This is a genomic window from Candidatus Nitrosarchaeum limnium BG20 (assembly GCF_000241145.1).
Lineage (GTDB): Archaea > Thermoproteota > Nitrososphaeria > Nitrososphaerales > Nitrosopumilaceae > Nitrosarchaeum > Nitrosarchaeum limnae.
The window spans coordinates 1-778 of the sequence record NZ_AHJG01000270.1; the positions used below are offsets into that span (position 1 = coordinate 1).

The 778-nt window shown below is 30.7% G+C and carries 1 protein-coding gene and 1 pseudogene; both read right to left on the reverse strand.

The window, feature by feature from the left end; translation table 11 throughout:
* Window positions 1–533, reverse strand: a pseudogene (locus tag BG20_RS09550) (shikimate dehydrogenase family protein); the annotation flags it as partial.
* A gap of 106 nt (window positions 534–639) precedes the next feature.
* Entirely contained in the window at window positions 640–765 is a 126-nt protein-coding gene (locus BG20_RS12000; RefSeq protein ID WP_256359098.1) for a type I 3-dehydroquinate dehydratase, read from the reverse strand.
* Window positions 766–778 lie beyond the last annotated feature (13 nt).

The window sequence follows — 778 nt, forward strand, 5'->3', positions numbered from 1 at the left end:
TACATCTTCAATTTTTATTGCAATTGCATCTAGACCTATTTTTTTTGAAAAATTTACAAGATTATTTGCATTCTGAATGGTTCTGTTTGCAATTGTTATTGTTTGTGCGTGTTCTTTTGCACATCCTGCAACAATTGCTCTTGCAGCACCTCCAGCTCCTAGTAATAAAATTTTTTATTTTTTATACTTAGGTTTTTTTTCTTAAATGGTTCCAAAAATCCATCCATATCAGTATTGTATCCTTTTAAAATTCCATTATCATTTGATACTGTGTTTACAGCTCCTATGATACTACAAGAGTCATCAAGTTTATCGATGTATTTCATCATCTCAATTTTATGAGGAATTGTTACATTGAATCCGTCTATTTTGATTTTTTTAAGGGATTCTACTCCTTCTTCTAATTCCCCTTTTGGAATTCTATATGCGATATATGAACAATCTAAATTCAATTCCCTAAACGCTGCACTGTGAATATTTGGTGATAGTGAATGATCTATTGGATCTCCAATTACTGCAAATGTTTTTGACATCTTATTTTCTAAATTATTATGATTGATTTAAACTCTCAACTGTCTTACATTCAGATTTTTAATTGATGTAATCGATCAATAGTTTATGGATTTTCTAGTTTAAAATTCAATCAACATTCAGTGAGATGATCTTTTTCATCTCGTCTAGACTGAATTGGCCTGGCGCAACTGGTTTTCCTAATGAAACATATGTGTAAGGACTTCCTAAATATAGGCACAAAACTCTTGATATTCTACCACTATCC